Source organism: Streptomyces termitum (genome assembly GCF_014650175.1).
In the GTDB taxonomy this organism is placed as follows: domain Bacteria; phylum Actinomycetota; class Actinomycetes; order Streptomycetales; family Streptomycetaceae; genus Streptomyces; species Streptomyces termitum.
The window spans coordinates 54,916-73,157 of record NZ_BMUL01000004.1 but is presented as its reverse complement, the minus strand read 5'-3'; the positions used below and the strand labels follow the sequence as shown (position 1 = coordinate 73,157).

The following is an 18,242-nucleotide window of genomic DNA, read 5'->3' as shown; positions in this document are numbered from 1 at the left end:
CGTGAACCCCACCCAGACCCCCCTCGCCGCCGGTACCTCGCTGCTGCGCTTCGCGACCGCGGGCTCCGTCGACGACGGCAAGTCCACCCTGGTCGGGCGGCTGCTCTACGACTCCAAGTCGGTGCTGGCCGACCAGTTGGAGGCCGTCGAGCAGGTCTCGCGCGGCCGGGGCCAGGAGGCGCCGGACCTGGCGCTGCTCACCGACGGGCTGCGGGCCGAGCGCGAGCAGGGCATCACCATCGATGTGGCGTACCGCTACTTCGCCACCCCGCGCCGCCGCTTCATCCTCGCCGACACCCCCGGCCACGTGCAGTACACCCGCAACATGGTCACCGGCGCCTCCACCGCCGAACTGGCCGTGGTCCTCGTCGACGCCCGCAACGGCGTCGTCGAACAGACCCGCCGGCACACGGCGGTCGCCGCCCTGCTGCGCGTCCCGCACGTGGTACTCGCGGTGAACAAGATGGACCTGGTCGGCTACGACGAGTCCGTCTTCGCCGCCATCGCGGCCGAGTTCGCCGACTACGCCCGCGGCCTGGGCGTCCCCGAGGTCACCGCCGTCCCGGTCTCGGCGCTCGCCGGGGACAACGTGGTGGAGCCGTCCGCGCACATGGACTGGTACGGCGGCCCGACCGTCCTGGAGCACCTGGAGACCGTCTCCGTGGACCACGACCCGCAGGGCGATCCGGCCCGGCTCCCGGTGCAGTACGTCATCCGGCCGCAGACCGCCGAGCACCCCGACTACCGCGGCTACGCGGGTCAGATCGCCTCCGGCATGCTGCGCGTCGGCGCCCCGGTGACGGTGCTGCCGTCCCGGGTGACCACCACCATCGAGGCCATCGACACCCTCGACGGCCCCGCCGAGACGGCGTGGGCGCCGCAGTCGGTGACGGTGCGGCTGGCCCACGACGTCGACGTCTCCCGGGGCGACATGATCGCCCCGGCGGACGGGCCGCCGCCGGTGACCCGCGACCTCACGGCCACCGTCTGCCACGTCGCGGACCGGCCGCTGCGGGTCGGCGACCGGGTGCTGGTCAAGCACACCACCCGGACCGTCAAGGCGGTCGTGAAGGAGATCCCGTCCCGGCTGGCGCTGGACGATCCGGCGCGCCGCACGGCCGTCGAGGAGCTGCGGGCCAACGACATCGGCCAGGTCGTGGTCCGCACCGCCGAGCCGCTCGCCCTCGACCCCTACGCGCGCTCCCGCCGCACCGGATCGTTCCTGCTCATCGACCCGGACGACGGGACCACGCTGACGGCGTGCATGGCTACGGAGCCGCTCTCCTGACGTCCGCGCCGGCGCCGAGGGCGCCGTGGACCAGGGCGCAGAGCAGCTCCTCGGCACCCTGGAGGTAGAAGTGCCCCCCGGGAAGGACCCGGGTCGTGAACTTCCCCGTGGTCAGCTCGCCCCAGGTCTCCAGCCGTCCGGGCGGGCAGCCGGTGTCCCGGTCGCCGCCGAGCGCGGTGACCGGGACACCGGTGCGTGCGGGGTCGCGGACCGGCAGGTAGCCGGTCAGCAGCCGGAAGTCGGCGCGCAGCGAGGGCAGCAGCAGCTCCCGCAGCTCGGGGATCTCGTACACCTCGGGATCGGCGCCGCCCTGGCGCCGGGTGTAGGCGACCAGCGAGTCGTCGTCGAGTCCGGGCAGGTCGTCGCGGTCGCGGTGCGGCGCGGCCGTCCCCGACACGAACAGGTGCACGGGGGTGGCGTGCGGGGCGGTGCGGGCGAGCCGGAGCACGGTCTCGTAGGCCACGAGCGCGCCCATGCTGTGGCCGAAGACGACGGTCGGCAGCGCGGGCAGCGCCGCGAGGGCCCCGGCGACGGCCCCGGCGGTCTCCTCCATCGTCTCGCTGCACCGCTCGGCCAGCCGCTCCTGGCGGCCGGGGTACTGCACGGCGATCAGTTCGACGCCGGACGGGACGTGCCGGGCCCAGCCCTGGTAGGCGCCGGCCGCGCCACCGGCGTGCGGGAGGCAGACGACGCGGGCGCGGGAGGGCCCCGGGGCCGGGGCGCCCGGGACGGCGAGGCGCCTGAGCCAGCGGGAGGCGCCGTCACCGGCCGGTGTGGCGTACGCGGTCACCCGAGCTCCCCGCGCTCCACGCAGAACTCGTTGCCCTCGGGGTCTCCCAACACTCCATAGTTCATGTTCTGGAGTGTAGCCATGGTGGCATCGGTGCTGGTCAGGGACGCTGTGGAGACCGAAACCCCCTCTTCGGTCCCTACAGGGAGCGTGACCAACGAACCTCGAAACCCCCTCGCGGGCACGGTCTACGAAACGCGGACCCTCCGGGGTGTGCGGTGCGTACGCCTGTCCGTTCTGACTGACGAGACCACCAGCCCCGAGCGGCAGCGCGAGGCCGACGACCGCGTTGCGGCAGAACTCAACATCGACTTCGGGTCCGGTGACGCGCTCCGCGAGGCCGTAGACCTTGACGTGAGCGCGTCTACGTTCGGACCGTTCGAGCGCCCGGAACTCGGCGGATGGCTCAACCGGCCCGACGAGTACGACGCGCTTGTCTGGTGGCGCTTTGACCGCGCCATCCGGTCCATGGCGCACATGCACGAGTTGGCGAAGTGGGCACGCGAGCACCGGAAAATGCTGGTGTTCGCCGAGGGCATCGGCGGGGGCAAGTTGGTCTTTGACTTCCGGAACCCCATGGACCCCATGGCCGAGTTCCAAATGATGATGCTCGCCTTTGCGGCACAGGTGGAGTCGCAGAGCATCAAGGACCGCGTTACCGGGGCCATGGCAGCCATCCGCCGGATGCCGCTCCGGTGGCGCGGCGGTAAGCCCTCGTACGGCTACATGTCCGCCCCCATGCCCAAGGAACACGGCGGTATCGGGTGGACGCTGGTTCCGGACCCCGACGCGGTGGCGATCATTGAACGGATCGTCCGCGAGCTGTTGGAAGGCAAGACCGTTTCGGCTATCGCTGCGGGGCTCAACGCAGACTCCATCCCGAGCCCGCGCGACCACTGGGCGTTGAAGAAGAAGCGCGAGACCGGCGGGAAGACCGGCGGGGCCAAGGGGGCGCACGTCGTCCGCGACGTGTTCAAATGGGCTCCCGCCGTCATCACGCGGATGCTGCGGAACCCGGCGCTGCTCGGCTGGAAGATGCACAAGGGCAAGCCCGTGCGCGACGCCGAGGGCAACCCGATCATGTCGACGGAAACGCCCATCCTCACCCGCGAGGAGTTCGACCGCATCGGCGCGGTTCTCGACTCCCGCAGCATCGACAACACGGACCGCCGGGACACGGACGCGCTGCTGTTGCGCGTGGTCCACTGCGACTCTTGCGGGGGCCGTATGTACCTCAGCAAGCAAGAGGGCAAGCACGGTAACTACAAGTGCAACTTCCACGCCCGGGGCGTGGAGTGCACCGCCCCCGCACACGTTCGCGCGGACTGGGTGGACGACTACGTGACCGCCGAGTTCCTGCGGGTGGCCGGACCGGTCCAGACGACTCATGTTGTCGAGATTCCCGGGTACGACCCCGGGCCGGAGCTGCGCGCGACCGTGGCCGAGTTCGAGGAACACCAGCGGCAGGAAGGGCGCCAGAAGTCGCAGCACGCCGCGCGAGCGTGGCAGGAACGCGCGGACGCGCTCGACAACCGCATAGCCGAGCTGGAGTCCCGGGAGAAGCGCGAGCCTCAGCGCGTCGTCACACCGACCGGCCGGACGTTCGCCGACGAGTGGGCGGAGAAGGACACGGCGGGCCGGCGAGCGCTGCTCATCGAAGCGGGCGTGCGGCTGGACGTGCAGCGGGGCACCCGTGGCGGATGGCGGAAGCTGGACGTACGGCGGGTCACGTTCACCATGTCCGGGGAGCTGGACCCCGCAGTGGACGAACTCGGCGGGACCGCGACAGCCCTTGAGTCAGAGGTGCGCGGCGACTCCCCGACCGAGGGCGTCTCCGTACGGCTGGCCGAGCCCGTCCGGGAACTGGTCGCCGCATAGCCGCACGCACCCGCTACAGCCCTCAAGAGCCCCGGACGGTCTGCGTCCCGCCGGGGTTCTGGCATACCCGCAGGCGGGCATACGCAGCTTCGCAGGCCGGCTCGCCCTCGGCGGATCACTGGGCAGCGGGAGGCGAAAAGGTGTTGAGGGTGTCGAACTTCGACTGTTTTTGGGGAAGCCAAGAAAAACCTAGAGAGAAGAGAAACCGGGGTCTCCGTCGTCACCCTCAACACCCCTTCCCTGCTCTCCGTCCGCCGTTTGGCGGGTGCCGACGATCCCGGGCAACTGAAATGTTGCACACATCACACGTGGTGTCCAATTCGTCCGACCTGAATAGTTTTGCGGACCATCCTCGGTCCCTACTGTCTGTAGATCAGGAAGCGGCCCGCCTTCGCGGAACAAGCGGGTAGCTTCCGCCCTCCGCAACCACCGGGAGCACCGCTACGGCCGCTTTCCCTGAACCAGTGAGGAACGATGGACACCACACGCCACATTGAGGTCTGCGCACTGCTGCGACGCGCTGAGAGCGCCGCACAGGACGCCCTGAACGGCGACCAGGCCGCCGCACGAACCACACTCGCACTCGTCACCGACGCACGGCAGCGAGCCGAGGACACGGGGCCCGGTACGTGCGCGCACCCGAACTGCTCCAACGAACTGCACTACGTAGGGCGGGGCCGCCGTCCGCTGTACTGCTCGGCGGACTGCCGCACGGACGTCTACCAGGCAACGCAGATGGCCGCGCGTGCGCTAATCGCGTAACACGCTTCATTCGCCCACAATCTCACAACTCCACCCACGAACCCCTGACGTGCCAAAACGCAGGGGGTTTTTCATGCCCAGAGACAAGGACAAGACATGAGCAATCCTCTTAACGGAGTCGCTTTTCTGGACGGCTTCGCAGACAACGACCGGAACCGCGCTATGGATTTCAAGCGGAACGAGCATATGGAAAGGCTCGCCGCCCTGCGCGACTCGCAGCCCGACGCGTACGACCGGATCAGCCCCACAATCCGAATGGGCCTCGGGTACTACGAGAACGACAAGAAGAATGCCATTGCCCACGGTGTCGATGTGAACAAGGGGAACAACTGATATGACTACCAACGAAATCCAGAAGGCCGCTGAGCGCGTAGCCAAGCTCCGCGCACAGGCGGAAAAGCTGTCCGCCCCGCTCGCTGACGCACAGGCCGAGTTGGCATCGGCGCAGGAAGCCGAAGCGACTCGCAGGGCCGAGCGCGGAGAAATTTACGACCGCGACTTTTCCCGCAACTATTCGGACCGCGCCAGGGAAGCTGCAAGCTCCGGCGACGGTGCCCGAGACCGCTTTTACGAACTCCTGGCAGAGGAACCCTGGTTCGCCGCCTATGTCGAGTTTCGTGCAGCCCGTCACAAGCGCAGGCACGTTCTCGATGAGGCGCAGCGAGCACAGCGGGCCTTGCAGGAAGTCGTGACCGTTCCAGAACAGCGCTACTACCCCGTTGCCATTCTCAACGACATTGAGAGCCACGCCGAAAAGATCGCTGCACAGAAGGCAGCAGAGTTCGCCGAAGAACTCCGGAAGACACGGGATGATTTCCTGGACAGCAAGGACTGATGATGGCGGTTGACGCACTCGACCCCGGGCCGAACGGGGATTACCCGCACTTCCCCCGAGATGCGGAAGGGCGGCCCGCGTGGGCCGATACGGCAACGGACGCTGAGACCGTGATGCCGAGGGGAGTTCAGCGAATGCGGCACGCGGGCCGGCTCACGGTTATCGACCTCACACCACGCCATCCGGACGGCACTCCGATAGACCCCCCGGTGATCCCTCCGAACGGCCCCCATGCCGCGTAAGCCCCGCACCCCTTGCCCGATACCCGGATGCCCCGAGTTGACGGCAGGGGGCCGCTGCAAGGAACACCAGCGACAGGCCAACAAGGAACGCGCCTCGCGTGGTGGTGCTGTCTACACCACGCAATGGCAGCGCACGCGGCGGGCATATCTGTATGCCAATCCGTGGTGTGTGCTGTGCGGCAAGTCCGCGAATGTGGCTGACCATTTCCCGCTTAGCCGACGCGAGTTGATAGCACACGGCGAGGCGAACCCGGACGCGTGGAAGCATCTTCGGCCGCTCTGCTCGACGTGCCATAACCGAGAGACAGCACGAAATCAACCAGGTGGTTTCGCTGCCGAAGCGCGTTCACGCCGCGAAGCGACCGAGCGCCCGCCGTACTGACCAGGGGGTGACTCCCGACCCCGCTGATTCCTGAGCGGCAGGGAGGCAAAAAGCTAGCGCCGCAGCTACCGCCGTTTGCGCGGAGCCATCGCCCCTAGCTCAACCAAGCCCCGCCCTACTCCCGTACGTCCGGGGTGGGGCGGGGCTTCCGCTTTCTCGGCCGAGGGACCGTCATGCCGCCTTGCGCTTCGCCACCTCATGAGTGCGCTCGCGAAGATCGCGGACCACGGATGAGGTTCGCGGCATGATCAGGTTCCGCAACGTGTCGAAGTGCTCGTCTCCCCGGGCGGTCGACAGAACTTCGTAGTCATCGAGGAATCGTCCCCATGTCACACAGGATTCCTCGACATGGCCGTACTCGAACTGCCTCTGTGCGAGTACGGCACGTGCGTGCATTCTTCCCTGTCGTTCCGAAGGAGACATGACGCGAATGGACGAACGGAGGGATGAGATCGAGGCTGCCAGGTTCCGTGACTCGTAGTGCACATGCGACACGTGGAACAGGAACGCGGCCTGGTCGTACCCGCCGACGGCATCGCGTCGGGAGTCTGCCTGGGAGAGGGCCCTTTCCGCTTCGTTGAGCCTGGTGACCGCCCCCCGGTGGTCACCGACCATGGCGGAAGCGTGGGCTTGTTGCCCGCGCAGGAAGGCGACGAGCCGGGGGCCTGCCTGGGGTGCCGCTTCGGCGGCGGAGTCGGCGTACTCCAACGCCTTCCGCCCGTATCGGAGATGGGAGGCTTGCAGGCTCATCCCGCGCAGAGTCCGGCAGTAGGTGAGCTTGTCGCCGGACTCCCTGGCCAGATCGAGCGCGTGCAGGTAGTAGGTCTGCCCCAAACCGTGCGCCCGTTCGTACATGGCCATCCACCCCGTGAGGTAGGTGAGGTCCGAAGCGGCGGACAGCATGTCGCGGTGAACAGCGGCCGTGGCATCGGCGCGCAGGTAGCCCGCTACCGTGTTCACGAGGAACGCCGCAGCCATCGGCCGCGCGTGGCCTCCCCCCAGGTCGTCCAGGATGTCCGCCACCTTGTCCGTCATGCGGCGGACGGTCTCGACCTCACCCCGTCCGATACGTCCGGTCGGGCGAGCGAGGCGGTCCCGGTCGTCGGCGTGTGCCTGGGATACCAGGGCAGAGAAGGCCGGAACGGTGAGCGCGGCGGAGTACAACCCTGCCGTTAAGAGCTTGCGGCGGGACGGGTCCATGTCTTCCTTCCCGAGGTTGATCAGGGATTCCACAGTGTCGCGCCGAGACCCGCCCGGATCACTCGCCGGCCGTTCCCATCCTGCTTCCGCGTAGGTCACCGGTCGCCCCAACCGACGTTCCAGAACAGCAATGATCACTGCTCTGACCTGAGGTTTCGGCTGCGATCCCTGTTTCCACTGAGAGACGGAGGGCTGGCGGTAGTTTAACTCCAGCCCCACTTCCAGGCCCAAGCGGTTCACGGCGTGCGCGAACTTCGTCTCCGAGTATTTCGCCTGTTCAAGGAGGGTGCAGAACCCTTGATTACGCCGTGCTTCGGAAGCTCCCGGCATGCCAACCCCTAGAGCGCTTATGAGTCTTATGTTTTGGCCTCCCCACAACGGTACCGGCCCATGCGTCCCTCGCGGTTAGCTCGACGTACACAAGCGAACCGCAGAGGCGGGAACAGTTCGTTCCCGGAGGAGGTGAAGCATGGATTCAGACAAGTGGTCTCCCGCCGTTCAGCGTTACGCGGTGGACGCCAGTGACGACGAACCGAGGCTCGGCAAGGTGACCCGCTGCACCGAGGAGGGGGTGTTTCTGCTCCCTCCGGGTGGTGGTCGGGAGTGGGAGGCGGTGCCCGAGAAGGTGCGGCAGCCCACCGCCGACGAGTGGGCGCGCATCCGCACCCTCACCACACCCGTGCCGAGGGCAGCCCCGTGATTGGGCTGGGACAGTGGGAGTTCGGGTACGTCCTGCACCGGATTCAGCCGGACCCCGCGACCTCCCCGTCCGCCACGGCCGACTGCCTGACCGAGGGGTGCGAGTGGACGTCCGCCACGCACGCGGACGCTGACGCCGTTAACGCCGAGTGCCTTCGCCACACCGGTCTGAACCCGCAGCACGACAGGTTCGGCCGCGCGTTCGCGGACGTCGCGGTCGTGCACCGAATGGACCCCGTGTGAGGGGTACGGGCCGGCTCCGCTCCGCCACATGGGCCGCCCTCGGCCTGCTGCTCGTCTCCCGCTGAACCCCGCTCTCCCCGCCCCTGCGGTCCCGTCCTGGCAGGGAGAGCGGCCCCACCCCCGAAAGTGAGAAGCCATGTCGCGCCGCGTGTCGGCAGTCCCTTTCCTGGCCCCCGACGGCGACGACGACCTGTTACGTCTGCCGGCGCAGGACATCCGCGTAGGCGACACCGTCCGCGTCGCGGGTGCATGGCGCGTCGCGGGCGCGGTCCTCCGCCGTACCGGCGCTTCGCACGTCTGGATACACGTGGACTGGCAGAGGCCCGCCGGGTCCCGGACCGTCTTCCACAGCCACACCGCCGTGTCGCTCAGGCCCGGCATGGGGCCCGTCGTCGAAGAGGCCAGGCGCGTCCCCGTCTTCACCTACAGCACGGAAGGGGAGGTGTGGGCATGAGCGGAGAAGCGCGCCCCCTCGCCTACCGGGCGGAGATCAGGGCGGAAGGACTGGTGGCGGGTACCGGTTGCAGCGCGCCGTGGCTGCTCGGCTGCTACCAGACGCTCTCACCGGTACTCGCCCTGCGGTGGCTGCAAAACGAGGTCGTGCGGCTCGCGTCCCGCCTCGACCCGGACCCGGCACAGTCGCCGTGGGCGCCGCCGACCACGCTCCGGGAAGCCGCACCCGCCCCCGACGCCCCCGCCGAACTGCGCGTGTGGGCAACGGACCCAAAGGAGCGGCGCGCGGCATGGGAGCGGGTCCGGGCCGATGAGCCTTTCTTTACGGTCGTGCCTGACGTGGACTGCGTCTATGGCCTGAGCGTCTGGCCGCTGTGGCACTCCGCCGAACTGGAGCCCCCGGCCCCGCCACGCCACATCTCGCTGCGGGGCCGGTTCCTCGCCGACCACTGACTCCCGCCCCCGCCGCAAGGGCCCCGGACAGGACCGTACGGGGCACGCGATTCGCTCTGTGGCAGGGGCGGGGCACCGCTCCTGCATCCGGGGGACTTCCCGGGGCTGCCGGTACCCATCACGGCCGGCAGCCCGACGGATGCGGGTTCCGGTTCCGTGTGACGGCGGAACCGTGCACCACCCCCGAGCCCGACCGGGCCGGGACCGACACAGAAGAAGGGAGGGACCCCGTGTCCGAACTCACCGAGCCGACCGAGGACCCGACGACCAGCACCAGCGACACCGAGCCGGCGCCCGAGCCGACCGACGACGGCCAGGCCGACGTCGACCAGGCCGCGCGCCTGCTGCTGGCCGCGTAGCGCTCCCAAGCCCCCGTTCCGGCCGGTCTCATCCCTGCCAGGCTGCCCGGCCGGAACGGGTCACCCCGACGAGAAAGGCACCGCGCATGAGTACAGACGTACATGCACTGCTCTCCCCGGCAGGGTTCGGGGGTGTCGTCGCCACAGTGACCGACAACAACCCCGGCATGGCCGAGGGTACGGCCGAGCGGATCGTGGTGGAAGCGCTCAAGTTCGTGTCCGCCGCCGTCGCCTTCCCCACCGCCAGGATCGTCCCCTCCAAGGTGGTGGACGAGGGATGGCACGCCCTCATCCTGCACACCGCCCTGTACGCCGAACTGTGCAAGAAGCTCGGTCGGTTCGTGCACCACTACCCGGAGCGCCCCGACCCCGAGCGGTACGACCCGCACGTCATCACGCGCACGCTGGCGACCATCGAGCAGGCGGGCCACACGCCCGACGAGGAGCTGTGGACCAGCCCCGCCCAGTCCTTGGTCCCGGTGGGGGCGTCCTGCCAGCACACGCCCCCCGGCGGCTGCGGGCCGATCAACCCCGGCAACTGCGCGTCGCACTGCAACAACGGGTCCGGCAGCGGCGAAGAATAGGCCGTCCGCCCCCTGATGAAAGGAAGCGCGTGAACGCGAACCAGGCACGAGAAGTAGCCGCTGTGCTGCGGGAGTTCGGCATCCCCGGGACCGTCGCCCCTGTCGACCCGGACAACGCGGCGGGACGGTGGAAGGTGTACGACACCGCCGACCCGGCCACGCGTACCGACATCACCGCTGACGCACTGGCAGCCCTCGCCGCAGCGGTCCGCGCCTCCGGCATCCACCCGGGCGAGCGGGGGAAGGGACAGGGGCCGACGAGGGGGTTCATCGTCCCCCCGACCGACGACTGACCCCGCTCGGCCGGCGAACTCCCACTCACCCGAGAGGAGAGGACACCGTGCACCACAGACCCGATGAAGACAGCGGCGACAGGCGGAACAACCAGCCCGAGCCGCAGGGGCCGCCGAAGGTCCCCGCTCCGAAGTAGGACCCCGGCACGGCGGGACACCTGTTCGTTCCGCCGTGCCGGACTTCCCAGCTCCCCGCCCTCACGGGCGGGGCGTGCAGTCCTGCGAGTGATGAGCCGCCCGAGCGACCACGGGCGGTGGACACCCCGCGCGGCCCCGCCCTGACACCGGGCGCTGCGTAGCGCCGCCCGCGCCTCCCCCAACGCCCGGCGGCGAGGACCGCACACGGGGCCCGCCTGTCTGACCGGACCGGGCGGGCCCCGTTGTTCCCTCCCCGAAAGGCGCCCCGTGCCCACACGTACCGGGTCCGCCTCACCACCTACGGAGAACCCCATGAAGGTATGCCGCGTCGAGCGCCGACTCCCCTACGCGGCTCTGCTGTGCACCCTGCACGCCGCCGGAGCGACGGAGGACGAGTACCCGCCGCGCCACGAGGCCGCGAGCCGGTGCGAACTGAGCCGGGAGCACGACGGCCCGCACATCGCACACCTGTACTCCCGGGGAACAGACCCGGAACTGTGGGCGCAGTGGGAGGGCGAGGACGACGAGATCCGGTTCGTCCACCACCTTCCGTGCGTGGAGCCGAGCCCGCACGCGGACCCCATCCACCGATGGGCATGCACCCTTCCCGCAGACCACGACGGCGGGCACTCCTGGGAAGCCGAGGGCTACGACATCGGTCCCGACGAGGGTCCTCTCTACGTGCCCTGACCCCTGAGGACGAGCAAAACGCCCCGTTCGGCCAAGTGCCGGGCGGGGCTCTGTCGTTGGTGCTGACCTGCGAGTACTCTTAGAACTGGTAGTCAGAAGTGTTGGGGTCCGCGAGGACGGTCCAGCCGCTGCCGTCGGGGCGGACGCGGTCGGCGACCAGGGTGGCGCCGAGGGACGTCGCGCGGGCCACCTCCTCGTCGCGGGTGCGGCCGTGCGGGGTGAGGTCGAGGTGGACGCGGTTCTTCGCGCTCTTGCCCTCGGGGACCCGTACGAAGAGCAGCGTCGGGCCGCCCGCCGGGTCCGCCAGCACCGCCTCGGGGTCGCCCGGCTTGTCGTCGTCGGCCAGCGGGCGGCCCAGCAGGGCGCTCCAGAACAGGCCCAGGTCGTAGGGATCGCCGGTGCAGTCGAAGGTGAGGGTGCGGATGCTCGGGTACATCGTGGTTCTCCGTGGGCGGTTGGGGACGGTGACCGGCCGGACGGCGGTGCCGCCCGGCCGGAACTCAGGATGCCCCGACGAGGGCCCGCTCGGTGGGGCGGGTGCGGGTGCGGGGCCGGGCGACCAGGGTGTTGCGGCCGATCATGTTGGCGATCTCCGCCCGTGACGAGATCTCCAGCTTGGCGAAGATGCGGCCGAGATGGGTCTCCACCGTCTTGTGGCTGACCCCGAGGGTGCGGGCGATCTGCCGGTTCGTGCAGCCCTGGCTGACCAGTTGGGAGATCTCGTACTCCCGCTGGCTGAGCATGTGCGCCTCCTCGGCCGGGGCCCGCACCGAGGCGGCCTCCTCGGTGGCGGCGGCGACCTCGCGGGCGAGCCGGGCCGCCCCGCAGGCGGCGGCCGCGTGGCCGGCCGCCGTCAGGTGGCGGGCGGCCTGCTCGGTCTCGCCGAGCCGCAGCCGGGCGCGGGCCAGCGCCAGCCGGGCCCGCCCCTCGTCGGCGGCGTGCCCGCGGGCGGCGGCGGAGACCAGGGCCTCCTCGGCCGCGGCGAGCGCCTCGGCGGGCCCGTCGGCGACGGTGGCGGCCAGCAGCAGCGCCCGGGCGCGCGGCCCGGCGAGCCCGGTGCGCGCGGCGAGCGCGCGGGCCTGGCCTGCGGCGGCGCGGGCCGCGTCGGTACGGCCCACCGCGCGCCGGGCCCCGCACAGGATCTCGGCGAGCGCGAGCCGTCCGGCGGCGTCCAGCGGCGCGGTCGCCGGGTCGGCCAGCGGCGCCCCGGCGAGGGTCTCCAGGCTGCCGAGGGCGTCCCCGGCGGCGAGTTCGGCGGCGGCCAGCGCGAGCCGGGAGCGGTACCAGGAGAAGCCGTCGGCGGCGGCCAGCGCGCAGGCGGCGCGGGCGACCGCCACGGCCGTCTCCGGGGCGTGGACCTCCAGGGCGACCCGGGCGCGCACGCACAGGGCCAGCGCGCGCGGCTCCTGACCACCCGCCAGTTCGGAGCAGCGCACGGCCTCTTCGGCGCGGGCGGCGGCCTGCGGGAAGCGGCCCTGGCGCAGCAGCAGGGCGGCCAGTCCGGCGGCGAGCGCGGTGGCGGCCGGCCACTGGCCGGTGGCGCGGGCGGTGTCGAGGCCCCGGGTGAAGTGCCGGGCGGCGGGCCCGTACCGCTCCAGTCCGGTCTCCAGCCGGGCCAGGTGGTCGAGGGCGTCGAGGCGCAGGGCGACGGCGTGGTCGGGGAGGGCGTCGGCGGCCCCGGCCGCGTCGCGGGCGTCGCGCAGGGCTTCGGAGACCTCTCCGGCGGCCAGCCGCAGGGTGCCCCGGACGGCGAGGGCGTGTGCGTGGAGCGCTCCACCGGCGCCGTGCGCGGCGGCGGCGCGGACGGCCTCCTCCGCCCAGGCGGCGGCCCGCTCCGCGTGGTCAGGGCCGGCCGTGGCCGCGAGGGCGGTCCGCAGTGCGGCGGTCCGCAGCGGGTCGGGGCCGCCGGGGGCCGGGCGCGCGGTGAGCTCGTCGAGGGCCGCGCGGCGGATCTCTCGGGCCATCGGCAGGTCCCCGGCGAGTTCGGCGAGGCGGGCGCGCGGTTCGGCGGTGTCCGCCGCTCCGGCGCCCCGTTCGGCGGCGTCGAGGAGCTGCTCGCGGGCGGCGAGGGCGGTGCCCGCCAGGTCGGCGCGGCCGCAGCGGAGGGCGGCGTCGGCCGCCGAGGCGAGCAGCTCCCGGCGGCGGGCCCGGTGGGCGGGGGCGGCGGGCAGCAGCCGGGCGGCGGCGGTGTACCAGCCGGCCGCCGAGGCCGGGTCGGAGGCGAGCGCCTGGCGGGCGGCGGCGGCGAGTTCGGCCGCGCCGTCCTCGTCCCCGGGCCGGCAGGACTGCTCGGCGTGGCGGGCGCCGCGCGGCGCGGGGCGGCCGAGCTCCCGGTGGTGCGTACGGGCGCGGCGGTGGGCGGCGAGGCGCCAGCCGCCGGGGACGGCGCTGTGCACGAGGTGGCCCAGCAGGGGGTGGCGGAACTCGACGTGGCCGGGGAGCGCGCAGGCGCGCAGCACGTCCGCGGCGAGGAGTTCGTCGACGGCGGCGAGGACGGCGGCGCGGTCGAGTCCGGCGACGGCGGCGAGCGCGTCGGGCTCGGCGGGCTCGCCGAGGACGGCGGCGGCGTGCGCGACCAGACGGGCCCGCGGGCCGAGGGCGTCGACCTCGGCGAGGAGGGGGGCGGCGGCGCGGGCCGGGTAGGAGGTGCTGCCGGGGGCGTCGCCGGGGCAGGTCCCGGGGCCCGCGCAGGCGGCGGCGAGCAGGGCGAGCAGCCGGGGGACACCGGCGCCGTCCCGGTGCAGGGCGGCCCGGTGGCGGGCGCACAGCCCGGCCCCGGCGAACTCCTCGGCCCCGGCCCGGTCCAGGGGGGCCAGGTCGAGGTGCTCGGTGGTACGGCCCGGGTGCGGCGCGGTCAGCGCGGCGAGCAGTCCGGGCGGGCACTGGCGCGGCCGGTAGCCGAGGACGATCAGGGTGCCGTCCCCGGGCGCCTCAAGCAGCCCGGCCAGCGCCCGCCGCGCCGCCCCGTCGCACCGGTGCACGTCGTCGACGATCACGACGACGGGCGCGGCGGACGCGGCGCGGGCGGGCGGGAGGGCGGCGAGGGTCCGGGGGAGGGCTTCGGGCGTCGTGGTGTGGACGCGGGCGCCCGCCCCGGCCGCCCACGCGGCGATCTCGGCGAGCAGCCGCGTGGTGCCCAGGCCCGGTTCCCCCGCGATGCCGACGAGGGCCGGGCCGTCCGCGAGGGCGGCGAACCGCCCGCGGACGGCCGCGAGTTCCCGCTCGCGGCCGATCAGCGGTCGTGTCGAGCCGGTGGTCACCGAGGCCCCGCTCCGGTGGCGGCCTCGGCGTCCTGCGCCATGGCCCGGCGCAGGCTCAGCGGCCGCATGTCCGTCCAGACCTCGTCCACGTGGGCGACGCACGCCTCCTTCGAGCCGCTGAAGCCGGTGGCGGTCCAGCCCGCCGGGACCTCACGGAGCCGGGGCCAGATCGAGTACTGCTCCTCGCCGTTGATCACGACGTCGTACAGGCCCTCGTCGTCGTCCTGGAACACGGTCCAACCTCCAAGGATCGCTGGTGATCGCTTCGACAAATGCCCGGTCAGCGTCGTGCGGCGGGCCGCGCCACCGCAACGGAGCGCCGATGGAGGGTCCCGAACCCCTCCATCGGAGAAGCCGATCGGGCCATGTCGGAGAGGGTGCGCGGGGCGGCGCCCGGCGGCCGGCTCCGGGCCCATCGCCGGGGCCGATCCCACGCATCGCGAACCCCGCACCGCACTCCCTGGCCGCCCCGGTCCGGCGGCCCGTAGCCTGCCCGCGGCCGCCCCCGGACCAACGGGCGGCCGGGAATGGGGGATTCGCAGATGAACATCGGCCTTCTGGGACCGCTGGAACTCACCCGGGACGGCGCGCCGCGCCCCCTCGGCGGTCCCCGCCAGCAGATCGTCCTCGCGGTGCTCGCCCTGCACGCGAACCGGGTCACGCCGCGGGAACTCCTCGTCGACGCCATCTGGGGGGACGCGCCGCCCGGGACGGCGCGCACCCAGGTCCAGTCGGCGGTCTCCGCGCTGCGCAAGATCTGCGCGCGCGCCGGACGGCCCGACGCGATCGAGACGACCCCGGCGGGCTACCGGCTGCGGACGGCGGACGGGGAGCTGGACGCCGACCGCTTCGCCGGGCTCCTCGCGCGGGCCCGCGCGCACGCCGCCGGGGGCGAGCCCGCCGAGGCCGCGCGGTGCCTGCGCGAGGCGCTCGCCCTGTGGCGGGGGCCGGCCCTGCTGGGCCTGGACAGCGATCCGGTCCGCCGCGGGGCGACCCTGCTCGACGAGCAGCGGCTGACAGCCCTGGAGGAGCTGGCCCGGCTGGACCTCGCGTCGGGCCGGCACGCCGAGATCACGGGCGAGCTGTTCGCGCTGGCGGCGGCCGAGCCGCTGCGCGAGGGGGTGCACGCGAGCCTGATGCTGGCGCTGTACCGGTCGGGCCGCCAGGCGGAGGCGCTGGAGGTGTACCGCGGGCTGCGGGCCGTGTTCGCCGCCGAGCTGGGCATCGAGCCGGGCCGCGCCCTCCAGGAGCTGGAGGCGGCCGTCCTGAACCGGGACCCCTCCCTCGACGCGGCCCCGGCCCCCGCCGCCGCCCGGTCCGGCGACGGGACCGCCGTGGCGCCCGCCGCGCCCACGGGCCCGGTACGGCCCGAGCAACTGCCTTCGGATCTCCCGGACTTCACGGGCCGTGGCGCGTACCTGACCGAGCTCGTGGAGTTCCTCGGCGGCCCGGACGGGAGTCCGGGCGCCGTCGGCGAGCCGGTGCGGATCGCGGGGATCTGCGGGAAGGACGGCATCGGCAAGTCGAGCCTGGCCGTGCACGCGGCGCACCGGCTGCGCGAGCGGTTCCCCGACGGCCGCCTGTACGCCTCGCTGGGCGACGGCGACGGCACGGGCGGCCCCTCCGGGGTGCTGGCCGGGTTCCTGCGCGCCCTCGGCGTGCCCGCGCACGCGGTGCCCGAGGGCCCCGGCGAACGCCGCGCCCTGTACCGGAGCCTGCTGGCGGGGCGGCGGGTGCTGATCGTCCTGGACGACGCGGCCGACGAGGGCGCGGTCCGCGAACTCCTGCCGGGCGACGCCTGCTCGGCGGTCCTCGTCACGGGCCGCTCCCCGCTCACCGGTCTGTCCGGCATCCGGCAGATCCGGCTCGACGTCCTCGACGAGGCGCACTCGGTGGAGCTGCTCACCCGGATCGCGGGCGCCGAGCGGATCGCGGGCCAGCTCCCGGCCGCCCTGGAACTGGCCGAGTTCTGCGGCGGCCTGCCGCTGGCCCTGCGCGTGGTGGGGGCCCGGCTGGCGTGCCGCCCGCACTGGACGCTCGACCGGCTGGTACGGCGCTTCCGCGACGAGGCGGGCCGGCTCGACGAGTTCTCGTACTGCGGGATGGAGCTGCGCTCCCACATCACGCTGGCCTACCGGGCGCTGGACCCGGAGCCGGCCCGGCTGCTGCGCCTGCTGACGCTGCTGGACACGGCGGACTTCCCCGGCTGGACGGCGGCCGTGCTGCTCGGCACCGATCCGGCGGGGGCCGAGGACGCGCTGGAGGAACTGGTCCACTCCCAGCTCCTGGACCTGGTGCCGGACGGCGGCGGCGACGGCCCGGTCACCGGCGCCTGCACCACCGCCCGCTACCGCTTCCACGGCCTGATCCGCGTCTTCGCCCGGGAGCGGCTGCTGGCGACGGAGGACCCGCGGGAGGCCGAGGAGGCGCTGCGGCGCGTCCTGGAGACCTGGCTGTCGCTGGCCGCACGGGCCCACCGGCGCGAGCACGGCGGGGACTTCCTCGTCCCGCGCGGGCCCGCCGCCCGGCACCGCGCCCTGCCCGCCGGCGCGGTGGACGAGGTGCCGGCCTCGCCCGGCCCGTGGTGGGAGCGGGAGCACGACGCGCTGGTGGCGGCGGTACGACGCGCCGCGGCGCACGGTCTGCACGAGACGGCCTGGGACCTCGCGGTGACGTGCGCCGGGCACTTCGAGACCCGCGCGCACACCGAGGACTGGCGCGAGTGCGCCGAACTCGCCCTGGCCGCCTGCGAGAAGGCGGGGAACGTACGGGGCGCCGCCGCGGCGCGCGCGAGCCTGGCCGCCCTGCACCTGTTCCGGCACCGGGCCACCGAGGCGGAAGCGCTGCTGGCCGGGGCCGGGGAGGGCTTCCGGGCGTGCGGGGACCGGCACGGGACGGCCCTCGTGCGGTGGCTCTCCGCGCGGGTCCGCGCCGTGCGCGGCGAGCACGCCGCCGCGGCCGGGGCGCACGCCGCGGCCGCGGCCCTGCTGCGGGAGGCCGGCGACCGGGCGGGCGAGGCGCTCGCCCTGGTCGGGGAGGCCGCCGCGCGGCTGGAGGAGGACGGGCCGGGCGAGGCGCGGGAGTTGCTGACCCGGGCGCTGGGGCTGAGCCGGGAGACGGGCTCGCTGCGCGCCGAGGCGCACACGGTGCGCGGTCTGGGCGCCCTGTACCTGCGCACCGGGGAGGGCGAGCTCGCCGGTCAGGCGTTCAACTGGGCGCTGCGGATGGACCGTGCGGCCCGCGACCGCACCGGCGAGGCGCACGCGCTGCTGGGCCTGGGCCTGACGCACCTGCGCGCGGGCCGTGCCGAGGCGGCCGAGGGGGCGCTGCTCCAGGCCCTGGCACTGGCCCGCCGCACCGGCGACCGGGCGGCGGAGGGGCGGGTCTCGCTCGCCCTGGGCCGGGCGGCCCTGGAGGGCGGCGCGCCCGGCGCGGCCGTCGCCCATCTGACGTCGGCCCGGGAGGTGTTCGGCGGGATCGAGGGCGGCCGGGTGTGGCAGGGCCGGGCGGCCAGCGCGCTGTTCGACGCGTACGCCGCCGACGGCGATCCGGCGGCGGCCCTGGCCGAGGCCGCCGGAGCCGAACGCCTCCTGGCGGCCGATCCGGCCCCGGCCGCGGCCCGCCTGCGCTCGGAACTCGCGGGCAAGCAGCTGCTGGTGCGCGGCACGACGGGCTGAGCCGGTACCGGAGAGG

18 protein-coding genes are annotated in these 18,242 nt (G+C 73.1%); 13 read left to right on the top strand and 5 right to left on the bottom strand.

The genetic code is table 11. The features are described from left to right. The first annotated feature begins 1 nt into the window (after nt 1). Nucleotides 2-1,288: a sulfate adenylyltransferase subunit 1 gene (locus tag IE219_RS08945; RefSeq protein ID WP_189976057.1), complete on the top strand. Its 1,287-nt coding sequence runs from the start codon at nt 2-4 to the stop codon at nt 1,286-1,288. On the opposite strand, the gene IE219_RS08940 is transcribed toward IE219_RS08945, so the two are convergent. Next, nucleotides 1,269-2,078, bottom strand: coding sequence for a thioesterase II family protein (locus IE219_RS08940; RefSeq protein WP_189976056.1), 810 nt, complete (start codon nt 2,076-2,078; stop codon nt 1,269-1,271). The genes IE219_RS08945 and IE219_RS08940 overlap by 20 nt on opposite strands. A gap of 81 nt (nt 2,079-2,159) precedes the next feature. Between IE219_RS08940 and IE219_RS08935 the strand changes: the two genes are divergently transcribed. The 3 genes from IE219_RS08935 (at nt 2,160) to IE219_RS08925 (ending at nt 5,553) form a co-directional block, all read left to right on the top strand. Beyond that, nucleotides 2,160-3,956: a recombinase family protein gene (locus tag IE219_RS08935; protein ID WP_189976055.1), complete on the top strand. Its 1,797-nt coding sequence runs from the start codon at nt 2,160-2,162 to the stop codon at nt 3,954-3,956. Between the two features lie 858 nt (nt 3,957-4,814). Further along, entirely contained in the window at nt 4,815-5,051 is a 237-nt protein-coding gene (locus IE219_RS08930) for a hypothetical protein (protein WP_124270057.1), read from the top strand. Nucleotide 5,052: 1 nt separating this feature from the next. Further along, nucleotides 5,053-5,553 carry a hypothetical protein gene (locus IE219_RS08925; RefSeq protein ID WP_189976054.1) on the top strand — a complete coding sequence of 167 codons (501 nt, stop codon included), beginning with the start codon at nt 5,053-5,055 and terminating at the stop codon, nt 5,551-5,553. A 795-nt stretch (nt 5,554-6,348) separates the two neighbouring features. Here the strand turns inward: IE219_RS08925 and IE219_RS08920 are convergent. Next, a complete protein-coding gene (locus tag IE219_RS08920) occupies nt 6,349-7,707 on the bottom strand; it encodes an NsdA family TPR-like regulatory protein (protein ID WP_189976053.1) in 1,359 nt (452 codons plus the stop codon). 139 nt (nt 7,708-7,846) lie between these two features. On the opposite strand from IE219_RS08920, the gene IE219_RS08915 reads away from it, so the two are divergent. From IE219_RS08915 to IE219_RS08890, 8 genes are all read left to right on the top strand, one after another. Beyond that, nucleotides 7,847-8,077, top strand: coding sequence for a hypothetical protein (locus IE219_RS08915; RefSeq protein ID WP_189976052.1), 231 nt, complete (start codon nt 7,847-7,849; stop codon nt 8,075-8,077). Next, a complete protein-coding gene (locus tag IE219_RS32635; protein WP_444545642.1) occupies nt 7,981-8,319 on the top strand; it encodes a DUF7848 domain-containing protein in 339 nt (112 codons plus the stop codon). Before IE219_RS08915 ends, IE219_RS32635 begins: the two co-directional genes overlap by 97 nt. A 148-nt stretch (nt 8,320-8,467) precedes the next feature. Continuing rightward, on the top strand, nt 8,468-8,773 hold the full coding sequence (locus tag IE219_RS08910; RefSeq protein ID WP_189976051.1) for a hypothetical protein: 306 nt from the start codon (nt 8,468-8,470) through the stop codon (nt 8,771-8,773). Next, on the top strand, nt 8,770-9,225 hold the full coding sequence (locus IE219_RS08905; RefSeq protein WP_189976050.1) for a hypothetical protein: 456 nt from the start codon (nt 8,770-8,772) through the stop codon (nt 9,223-9,225). The genes IE219_RS08910 and IE219_RS08905 overlap by 4 nt, the downstream gene beginning before the upstream one ends. A 230-nt stretch (nt 9,226-9,455) precedes the next feature. Continuing rightward, nucleotides 9,456-9,584, top strand: coding sequence for a hypothetical protein (locus IE219_RS32240; protein ID WP_268256837.1), 129 nt, complete (start codon nt 9,456-9,458; stop codon nt 9,582-9,584). 86 nt (nt 9,585-9,670) lie between these two features. Beyond that, on the top strand, nt 9,671-10,168 hold the full coding sequence (locus IE219_RS08900) for a glycine-rich domain-containing protein (RefSeq protein ID WP_189976049.1): 498 nt from the start codon (nt 9,671-9,673) through the stop codon (nt 10,166-10,168). Between the two features lie 29 nt (nt 10,169-10,197). After that, nucleotides 10,198-10,461, top strand: coding sequence for a hypothetical protein (locus tag IE219_RS08895; RefSeq protein ID WP_189976048.1), 264 nt, complete (start codon nt 10,198-10,200; stop codon nt 10,459-10,461). Nucleotides 10,462-10,911: 450 nt separating this feature from the next. After that, nucleotides 10,912-11,289, top strand: coding sequence for a hypothetical protein (locus IE219_RS08890; protein WP_189976047.1), 378 nt, complete (start codon nt 10,912-10,914; stop codon nt 11,287-11,289). A gap of 79 nt (nt 11,290-11,368) precedes the next feature. Here IE219_RS08890 and IE219_RS08885 read toward each other — a convergent pair whose 3' ends face one another. The 3 genes from IE219_RS08885 to IE219_RS08875 form a co-directional block, all read right to left on the bottom strand. Further along, nucleotides 11,369-11,725 (bottom strand): VOC family protein, encoded by a 357-nt coding sequence (locus IE219_RS08885; protein WP_189976046.1) that lies wholly within the window; start codon nt 11,723-11,725, stop codon nt 11,369-11,371. Between the two features lie 64 nt (nt 11,726-11,789). Continuing rightward, nucleotides 11,790-14,549 (bottom strand): helix-turn-helix transcriptional regulator, encoded by a 2,760-nt coding sequence (locus IE219_RS08880; RefSeq protein ID WP_189976045.1) that lies wholly within the window; start codon nt 14,547-14,549, stop codon nt 11,790-11,792. Beyond that, nucleotides 14,546-14,782 carry an MbtH family protein gene (locus IE219_RS08875; protein ID WP_189976044.1) on the bottom strand — a complete coding sequence of 79 codons (237 nt, stop codon included), beginning with the start codon at nt 14,780-14,782 and terminating at the stop codon, nt 14,546-14,548. The genes IE219_RS08880 and IE219_RS08875 overlap by 4 nt, the downstream gene beginning before the upstream one ends. 309 nt (nt 14,783-15,091) lie before the next feature. Here IE219_RS08875 and IE219_RS08870 point away from each other — a divergent pair, with 309 nt between their 5' ends. After that, a complete protein-coding gene (locus IE219_RS08870; protein WP_189976043.1) occupies nt 15,092-18,226 on the top strand; it encodes an AfsR/SARP family transcriptional regulator in 3,135 nt (1,044 codons plus the stop codon). The last annotated feature ends 16 nt before the right edge of the window (nt 18,227-18,242 follow it).

Bases quoted from the DNA above. Each gene is read 5' to 3' on its own strand.
- IE219_RS08885 (WP_189976046.1), bottom strand. From the start codon at position 11,725: ATGTACCCGAGCATCCGCACCCTCACCTTCGACTGCACCGGCGATCCC.
- IE219_RS08925 (WP_189976054.1), top strand. From the start codon at position 5,053: ATGACTACCAACGAAATCCAGAAGGCCGCTGAGCGCGTAGCCAAGCTC.
- IE219_RS08905 (WP_189976050.1), top strand. From the start codon at position 8,770: ATGAGCGGAGAAGCGCGCCCCCTCGCCTACCGGGCGGAGATCAGGGCG.
- IE219_RS08890 (WP_189976047.1), top strand. From the start codon at position 10,912: ATGAAGGTATGCCGCGTCGAGCGCCGACTCCCCTACGCGGCTCTGCTG.
- IE219_RS08935 (WP_189976055.1), top strand. From the start codon at position 2,160: ATGGTGGCATCGGTGCTGGTCAGGGACGCTGTGGAGACCGAAACCCCC.
- IE219_RS08915 (WP_189976052.1), top strand. From the start codon at position 7,847: ATGGATTCAGACAAGTGGTCTCCCGCCGTTCAGCGTTACGCGGTGGAC.
- IE219_RS08870 (WP_189976043.1), top strand. From the start codon at position 15,092: ATGAACATCGGCCTTCTGGGACCGCTGGAACTCACCCGGGACGGCGCG.
- IE219_RS08930 (WP_124270057.1), top strand. From the start codon at position 4,815: ATGAGCAATCCTCTTAACGGAGTCGCTTTTCTGGACGGCTTCGCAGAC.
- IE219_RS08920 (WP_189976053.1), bottom strand. From the start codon at position 7,707: ATGCCGGGAGCTTCCGAAGCACGGCGTAATCAAGGGTTCTGCACCCTC.
- IE219_RS08900 (WP_189976049.1), top strand. From the start codon at position 9,671: ATGAGTACAGACGTACATGCACTGCTCTCCCCGGCAGGGTTCGGGGGT.